We start from the raw sequence: 7,212 nt of genomic DNA on the forward strand, positions 1-7,212 counted from the left end.
ATGATCTCATGGCCGTTTTCAAGCTCGACCCGGAACGTCGCATTGGGCAGGAGTTCCTTCACGACACCGGGGAATTCGAGCATTTCTTCCTTGGCCATGGTCACTCCGTTTTATACGCACCATCTGGTGCAGGTGGCGGCTAGATGCGCCGGTTGCGGGTTTTTTTCAAGGCCAAACTGCGCAAGCCCCTGGATTGGGCTGCCAAGCGGGTATGGCAGCAGCCCAAGCCCATGCGGCAAGGGTCAGCCTTGCGGTGGACCAAAGCGCGCAAGGATGCGGCCGGCGATCTGATCGCGCGCCTGCCGATAGGCGCCGAGTTTGGCCTCGCGTGTCTCGCCAAGGCCCGTGGGGTCGAGAATGGGCCAATATTCCACATCGAGGTGGAAATGGCGCGTCAACTCCAGCGCATGACGCTGGCTTGCGGGCGAGAGCGCCACGATCAGGTCAAAGCCCGACAGATCATCGCCCCATTGGGCCATTTCATCAAAGCTGCGCACGCGGTGGCGTTGCAACTCCACCCCCAATTCGGCGCAGACGGTGACGGCGAAGCCGTCGATCTCGAGATCGTTCTTCACCCCCGCGGACTGCACATAGGCGCGATGGCCGTAGAATTTCTTCATCATCCCTTCGGCCATGGGCGAGCGCGTCGCGTTGTGATCGCAACAAAACAGCAGCGAAGAGGGGAAGTTCACGCTCACCGCCGCCTCAGGCCCCGAAATGAAGAACGCAGATCAGCGTGAACAGGCGGCGCGCGGTGTCGTAATCGACCTCGGCCTTGCCCTCCAGCCGCTCTTGCAAAATGCGCGCGCCTTCGTTGTGGATGCCGCGACGCGCCATGTCGATGGCTTCGATCTGACTGGGTGGCAGCCGCTTGACCGCATCGTAATAGCTTTCGCAAATCTGCCAGTAATCCTTGACCACCTGTCTGAAAGGCGAGAGCGAGAGGTGAAACTCGGCCGCGTCGCGCGCATCTTCGGTATCGACATCGAATACCAGCCGCTTTTCGCGGATCGCCAAGTTGACATGATAGGGGCCTGCGGCCTCGGGGCGGTCGTCGCGGGCAGGAAGCCGAAAGGAGTTATCTTCCAGCAGATCGAAAATGGCGACGCGGCGCTCTTGCTCGATCTCGGGCGTGGGGGCAGGCATGCCCGACATGTCGATCTCGATATGAGTAATATGCATGTTCATTCCCCCTCGCCTTCGCCAGCGGTACGGTTCAGCCGCGCAAGCCGCGCGCGCACCGACAGCCCATGAGCCTCCAGGCTTTCGGATGTCGCCAAGGTTTCCGCCGCCGGCCCGATCGCGGCCAATGCGGCGGGTGTCATTTGGGCCAGCGTGGTGCGTTTCATGAAATCAAGCACGCTCAGGCCGCTGGAAAACCGCGCCGAGCGCGCGGTGGGCAGCACATGGTTCGGCCCGCCGATGTAATCGCCGATCGCCTCGGGCGTCCAACGGCCCAGAAAGATCGCGCCCGCATGGTGGATCTGCTCGCTCAAGGCCTCGGGGTCGGCGACGCAAAGTTCCAGATGCTCGGGGGCGATGCGGTTGGTCAGATCAGCCGCCTCCTCCAGATCGCGCACGGTGACGATGGCGCCGTAGTCGCGCCAGCTTGCCCCCGCGATGGCGCGCCGCTCCAGCGTTTCAAGCCGCTTGTCCACGGCCGCAGCGACCGCCTGACCGAAAGCGGCATCGGTCGTGATCAAGATCGATTGCGCGCTTTCGTCGTGTTCGGCTTGTGACAAAAGGTCGAGCGCGATCCAATCGGGGTCGTTATCAGCATCGGCCACCACAAGGATCTCGGATGGACCCGCGATCATGTCGATGCCAACCCGGCCAAAGACCCGGCGCTTGGCAGCGGCGACATAGGCATTCCCGGGGCCGGTGATCTTGTCGACGGGGGTGATCGTCGCGGTGCCATAGGCCATGGCGGCCACTGCCTGCGCGCCGCCGATCCGGTAGATGGTCTCGACGCCCGCGAGATGGGCGGCCAAAAGCACCAGCGGATTGGCACGACCATCTGGCGTGGGCGCACACATCACCAACCGCTTCACACCCGCAACCTGCGCCGGGATGGCGTTCATCAAGACGCTGGACGGGTATGAGGCCAAGCCCCCCGGCACATAAAGCCCCGCCGCCGAGACCGGCGTCCAGCGCCAACCAAGCGTGGCGCCCGCCGCATCTGTCCATTGCGCATCCGAAGGACGCTGGCGATCATGATAGGCGCGGATGCGGTCTGCGGCCAGTTCGAGGGCCGCGCGCTCATGGGCGGGCACCTTGTCGATCGCCTGCGCGATCTCAGCGGCGCTGAAAGCCATGGTCTCAGCCGTGAGGCTCAGCCGATCGAAACGTTCGGTCAGATCAATGACGGCCGCATCGCCGCGCGCGCGCACATCGGCGATGATTTCGGCCACGGTCTGATCGACATCGGGCGCATCTTCGCGCTTCATCTCCAAGAGCGCGGCAAAGCGCTGTGCGAACCCCGCATCCCGGCTATTGAGAAAAACTGGCATCTTCATTCCGTTCTTGCACGCGCGCCCCCTCTACCCTCTCTCGCCGCGCGGGTGAAGCGCCCATTGCGCCATGTGCCCTTGCAATGCGTTTCGTCAAGAACCCGCCGGAGCCTAGCGCATAGGATGAGGACCGGGTCGACAACGGCCCAAGTCATCAATTTTCCAAGGGAGACGGTGCAATGGGAATATCACGAAAGGGCTTGAACGCCTGCGCGGCGATCTTTGCGATCATGGGCTTTGCCGGTGCTGGCTGGGCGCAATCGGTCGCAGGGGCCGAGGAATATACCCGTGCTTGCGCCAGCTGTCATGGGCTGACGGGGCACGGCGACGGACCGCTGGCCGAATACATGTCGATCCCCGTGCCCGATGTGACGCAGATCCGCGCGCGCAATAACGGCGTCTTCCCGATGCTGGAGGTGATCCATCTGGTCGATGGACGTTCGGGCCTGCGCGGACATGGCGGGCCGATGCCGATCTGGGGCGATCGTTTCGAGGCAGCCGTTGCATCCGAGATGGGCGATGTCGGCACCGAGATCGCGGTGCGCGGCCGTGTCCTGGCCTTGGCCACCTATCTGGAGGCAATCCAGCAATAGCGCTTCGCGATCACGCCGGGTGGCGCGGCGCCTTGCCCGAGGGGGCCAGATAAGGCCGTGTGACATCGCGCAGCGTGACGTCCATCGCCTCGACATCGACGGCGATTGCCCCGTCGCCTGCCAGCGTGATGGTGATCTTGCCCGTGCCATCTTCGCCCGGCGCCCATGAAAGCGTCAGCACCGACATCACCAGATCGACCGCGCTGCGATCCAGGCCCTGGGTCGCGACATGCAGCGCATCATCGATGACCAACACCGATTGCACGCGTTCCGGCGGGTTGGCCGCCGCCTCTTCCCAGCGGAACCGGTTGAGCAAAAGCGCAAAGCGGCGGCGGCGGCGGTCCCATGTCATTTCGGCGATCGGAAAGACCGCGTCTTGGGTCAGCGTCGCGATCACCGCAAGGTCATCACCATCATAGGCGCGCAAAGCGACGGGGCGCGGGGCCGCATCCTCGAAGCGCGCGTCCTCAGTCATGCTCGCGCACCCGTTCGATCTTGGCGCCGACATTGCCCAGCTTTTCCTCGACCCGCTCATAGCCGCGATCAAGGTGATAGACGCGGTTGACGACCGTTTCACCCTCGGCCGCCAACCCCGCCAAGATCAAGCTGACCGAGGCACGCAGGTCGGTCGCCATCACCGGCGCACCCTTGAGGCGCTCGACCCCCGTGACAGTGGCCGTGCCGCCATGCACATCGATCTTGGCCCCCATACGCATCAGCTCCGGGGCATGCATGAAGCGGTTCTCGAAAATCGTTTCTTCCAACACCGACACGCCCGTCGCGGTACAAAGAAGTGCCATCATCTGCGCTTGAAGATCGGTGGGGAAACCGGGGAAGGGTTCGGTGCGCACATCCACGGCACTGACGCGGCCATTCTTGCGCGCGACCTTGAGCCCGTTGGGCGTTTCTTCGACCGACACGCCAGCGGCATCGAGTTTCTCGGCAAAGGCCGCCACCAGTTCCATCTTGCCGCCCAAAAGCTCGACCTCGCCGCCGGCGATGGCGGGGGCGAGCATATAGGTGCCCAACTCGATCCGATCGGTGACGACGGGATGGGTGGCACCGCTCAAGCGGTCGACGCCTTGGATCGTGATGGTCGATGTCCCCTCGCCTTCGATCTGCGCACCCATGCGGCGCAGGCAATGGGCCAGATCAACGATCTCGGGTTCGCGGGCGGCGTTTTGCAACACCGTCGTGCCGCGCGCCAAGGTGGCGGCCATCAGCGCGTTTTCCGTGGCACCGACCGAAACGACCGGGAATGCGAACACGGCCCCCTTCAGCCCGCCCTTTGCCTGCGCGTGAACATAGCCGTCGCGTAGTTCCAGATCGGCGCCCATCGCCTCCAGCGCCTTGAGATGCAGATCGACGGGGCGCGCACCGATGGCGCAGCCACCGGGCAAGGACACGATCGCCCGCCCATCACGCGCCAGCATCGGCCCCAGCACAAGGATCGAGGCACGCATCTTGCGCACGATGTCGTAATCGGCGGTGTGGTTGTTCAGCCCGTGCGATGACAGCGCCAGCACCCGCCCGCCATTGAGCGCCGTCACCTCGGCGCCGAGCGATTGCAACAGCGTGGTCATGGTGCGGATATCGCTTAGACGCGGCGCATTGGTCAGCGTCAGCGGCTCGTCGCTGAGCAGTGTGGCGGGCATCAAGGTCAGGCAGGCATTCTTGGCGCCCGCGATGGGGATTTGCCCCGAAAGCGCGCCACCGCCTGTCACTACGATCCTGTCCATTTCATTGCCCCTTTACTGATCTTGCGCATTCTTGCCGGTCGCATCCGGCGTTTTGTTGTCATTATCCGCACCCACCTCGTTGGCGCGGGCGCGTGCTTGTGCCTTGCGGCGGGCCAGATTGGCCTTGAGTGCCGCCTTGAGCCGTGCTGCGCGCGGATCGGTCGGCGTTTTGGCCTGTCGATTTTCTGTATCTTTCGCTGCCATGGGTGGGGGTTTACCCCTCTGGGCCGAAGGCGTCCAGATTGCGCTTGCAGTGGGTGGAAGATGCTTTTATGTGACCGCCGACGTGCCGCAGTAGCTCAGTGGTAGAGCGCACCCTTGGTAAGGGTGAGGTCGGGAGTTCAATCCTCCCCTGCGGCACCATCCCCACAAGGTCACGGAAATCATGGATCGCACAGCATTTTGCGGCGCCAGATGCATGCAGATCGACCGCGCGAATGCGCATTATTTCAACTTAAGATAAATAGATATCAACTTTTTGTTTCGCCATTTTGCTTAGGATCGAAGCCCATATCCGGAGCAACAATGCCCCTAAGACTGACTGGATTGACGCAATATCTTTTTACCGACCGCAAAACCGCGCCCAGCGATACGGGGGACGCCGTGACATTGGTCGATCGCCTGGCGCATGGGATGGATATCAGGCTCGGCAGCGGCCCTGCGCAACGCCCACGCGAGGCGGCGGCGCATATTCTTGGGCCAAGCATCGTCGATCGGCGGATCTTGATCGTGGCCGAACCACGCTCGTCCATCCAAACGCATCTTGGATGGCTGGATCAAAATACCCGCGGGGTCTTTGCCTACAGCACACCGGCGCAAGCGGTCGCGGCAGCCGCGGTGTCGGGCGACCCGACCGTCTTGATCGTCGATATCGATCTGTTCGTGAATGTGCATGTCGCCTTGGACGTCCTCAGCAACCAGCGAAAGCATGCGCCCCAGCAAGTCACGGTCATCGGGTCGGAGCGGTTCACGATGCATGACATGAGCTGCGAACGTGGCGCCATTGCCGATGCGTCGATCCGTTTGCCGGTCTCGCGGCCCGAATTGGCGCTCGCCCTCGGGGCAGCGGTCAGCAACAACGGCTTTATCCGTGGGCGTGGGCGATTGAACTGATCGGGCGCACGACGGTGGTGATTGATGCACCGTCGTATAATCAGACGCTCAAGCGGCACATGCCCCTGCGGAAGCACCGCCGCCGCGTCTTAGGATACTTTGTGACGAGCCAAGAGAGTTTTTAAACTCGCCCCTCAAGACAGGGTGCGCATGGCATCGCCACCAGCGGCGGCCAGGTTGCATCCCTAGCGGGGGGCGACCAACGTGAACAGCGACTCATTTCTCGACCAAGATCTGCGCAGCGCATTGCGCGCAGAGGCGCAGATCAGCGCTCTGCGCCCCAGCGTGATCCGTTCGGAATTCTTTCGCGACTACTCGCTCAAGCGCATCCTCGAGGCGCCCGACGCGGCTTGGTTCGACCTTCTGCATACGCGCGGCGTCGGGGGAAAATCGACCAATGCCATCGCGCAGGTCGTGTCACAGGAATTGGCCGATCGTTTCCCGCAAGAATGGGCCACAGCCCAAGCGCTTGCCGTATCCGATGGCGACGCAGCCGCGAATGCGCCTTGGCCGGTTGCGGCACTGGTGCAGTTCATCCAGGTTTGGATGACACCCGCGACCCACTGATCGCGACAAGCATCATTCACGAAAAACCCCGCCAGTGGCGGGGTTTGTCTTGCGCAAAGATGCGCCGCCAAGCTGTCAGGCCCGTCAGATCAACATACGCTCGCGTGCGATGATGCAGGCATGTGCGCGGTTGCGCGCGCCCAGCTTGGTGCAGATGTTGCGCATGATCATCTTGACCTGTGTCTCGGTCACGGCCAGTGCGCGCGCGATTTCCTTGTTGGTGTCGCCATCGGCGGCGAGACGCAGCACATGCACCTCGCGGTCCGACACGGGTTCACGCTTGACCGGCGTGGTCGGCGCGTTGGGTTCCGCGGGACCATCCACATGCGGGATGAAGGTCTGACCACTACGGATCAGTTGCAGCACGCTTTGCAGCGACTTGAGCGGCATGGTCTTGGGGATATAGCCACTCAACCCCAGCTTGATGGAATCGTCGAGAAACTGGCGATCAAGTTGGCCGGTGAACAAGACCACCTGCCCTTCGCCCGCGCGCTTGACCACCTCGGCCACGCTCGACAAGCCGTGCATGCCGGGCATTCGCAGGTCCAGAAGCACGACATCATAGGATGATTTCTCAAGCTCATCCACCGCACCTTGCCGAGAGGTCGTCACGGCGACTTCGAAGCCTGCTTCCTCTCGCAGTGCATGGGCCACGGCCTGCGCCAATAATGCGTGATCGTCGGCAATGAG

General features: G+C 62.9%; 10 protein-coding genes, 1 tRNA gene and 1 pseudogene. 4 read left to right on the forward strand and 8 right to left on the reverse strand.

Features of this window, described 5'->3' with window-relative positions:
* The 4 genes and pseudogenes from ACTG4J_RS13865 to hisD all read right to left on the reverse strand — a co-directional run.
* A pseudogene (locus ACTG4J_RS13865) lies at nt 1-98 on the reverse strand (translation initiation factor IF-1); the annotation flags it as partial.
* A 144-nt stretch (nt 99-242) separates the two neighbouring features.
* A complete protein-coding gene (locus ACTG4J_RS13870; protein ID WP_439140332.1) occupies nt 243-692 on the reverse strand; it encodes a low molecular weight phosphatase family protein in 450 nt (149 codons plus the stop codon).
* A 13-nt stretch (nt 693-705) separates the two neighbouring features.
* Entirely contained in the window at nt 706-1,182 is a 477-nt protein-coding gene (locus ACTG4J_RS13875; protein ID WP_439140341.1) for a UPF0262 family protein, read from the reverse strand.
* Between the two features lie 2 nt (nt 1,183-1,184).
* Nucleotides 1,185-2,510, reverse strand: a complete 1,326-nt coding sequence (hisD, locus tag ACTG4J_RS13880) for a histidinol dehydrogenase (protein ID WP_439140333.1) — start codon at nt 2,508-2,510, stop codon at nt 1,185-1,187.
* A 179-nt stretch (nt 2,511-2,689) separates the two neighbouring features.
* Here hisD and ACTG4J_RS13885 point away from each other — a divergent pair, with 179 nt between their 5' ends.
* Complete coding sequence (locus tag ACTG4J_RS13885) at nt 2,690-3,103, forward strand: c-type cytochrome (protein ID WP_439140334.1); 414 nt, start codon at nt 2,690-2,692, stop codon at nt 3,101-3,103.
* Between the two features lie 10 nt (nt 3,104-3,113).
* Here ACTG4J_RS13885 and ACTG4J_RS13890 read toward each other — a convergent pair whose 3' ends face one another.
* Genes ACTG4J_RS13890 through ACTG4J_RS13900 form a run of 3 tightly spaced genes read right to left on the reverse strand, consistent with a single transcriptional unit; the run spans nt 3,114 to nt 5,046 of the window.
* The gene (locus ACTG4J_RS13890) at nt 3,114-3,578 is read right to left on the reverse strand and encodes a DUF2948 family protein (protein ID WP_439140335.1); all 465 of its coding nucleotides are present in this window, start codon (nt 3,576-3,578) and stop codon (nt 3,114-3,116) included.
* Complete coding sequence (murA, locus tag ACTG4J_RS13895; protein WP_439140336.1) at nt 3,571-4,842, reverse strand: UDP-N-acetylglucosamine 1-carboxyvinyltransferase; 1,272 nt, start codon at nt 4,840-4,842, stop codon at nt 3,571-3,573. Before murA ends, ACTG4J_RS13890 begins: the two co-directional genes overlap by 8 nt.
* A 12-nt stretch (nt 4,843-4,854) precedes the next feature.
* Nucleotides 4,855-5,046, reverse strand: a complete 192-nt coding sequence (locus ACTG4J_RS13900) for a hypothetical protein (RefSeq protein WP_439140337.1) — start codon at nt 5,044-5,046, stop codon at nt 4,855-4,857.
* Between the two features lie 84 nt (nt 5,047-5,130).
* Between ACTG4J_RS13900 and ACTG4J_RS13905 the strand changes: the two genes are divergently transcribed.
* From ACTG4J_RS13905 to ACTG4J_RS13915, 3 genes are all read left to right on the forward strand, one after another.
* Nucleotides 5,131-5,205, forward strand: a tRNA-Thr gene (locus ACTG4J_RS13905).
* A 162-nt stretch (nt 5,206-5,367) separates the two neighbouring features.
* Complete coding sequence (locus tag ACTG4J_RS13910; RefSeq protein WP_439140338.1) at nt 5,368-5,955, forward strand: hypothetical protein; 588 nt, start codon at nt 5,368-5,370, stop codon at nt 5,953-5,955.
* Nucleotides 5,956-6,159: 204 nt separating this feature from the next.
* On the forward strand, nt 6,160-6,522 hold the full coding sequence (locus ACTG4J_RS13915) for a hypothetical protein (RefSeq protein ID WP_439140339.1): 363 nt from the start codon (nt 6,160-6,162) through the stop codon (nt 6,520-6,522).
* Nucleotides 6,523-6,606: 84 nt separating this feature from the next.
* On the opposite strand, the gene ACTG4J_RS13920 is transcribed toward ACTG4J_RS13915, so the two are convergent.
* Nucleotides 6,607-7,212 (reverse strand): response regulator transcription factor (locus ACTG4J_RS13920; protein WP_439140340.1); only part of this gene is annotated, 606 nt, incomplete at its 5' end.

This window comes from Roseicyclus sp. (assembly GCF_965662675.1).
In the GTDB taxonomy this organism is placed as follows: Bacteria; Pseudomonadota; Alphaproteobacteria; order Rhodobacterales; family Rhodobacteraceae; genus Roseicyclus.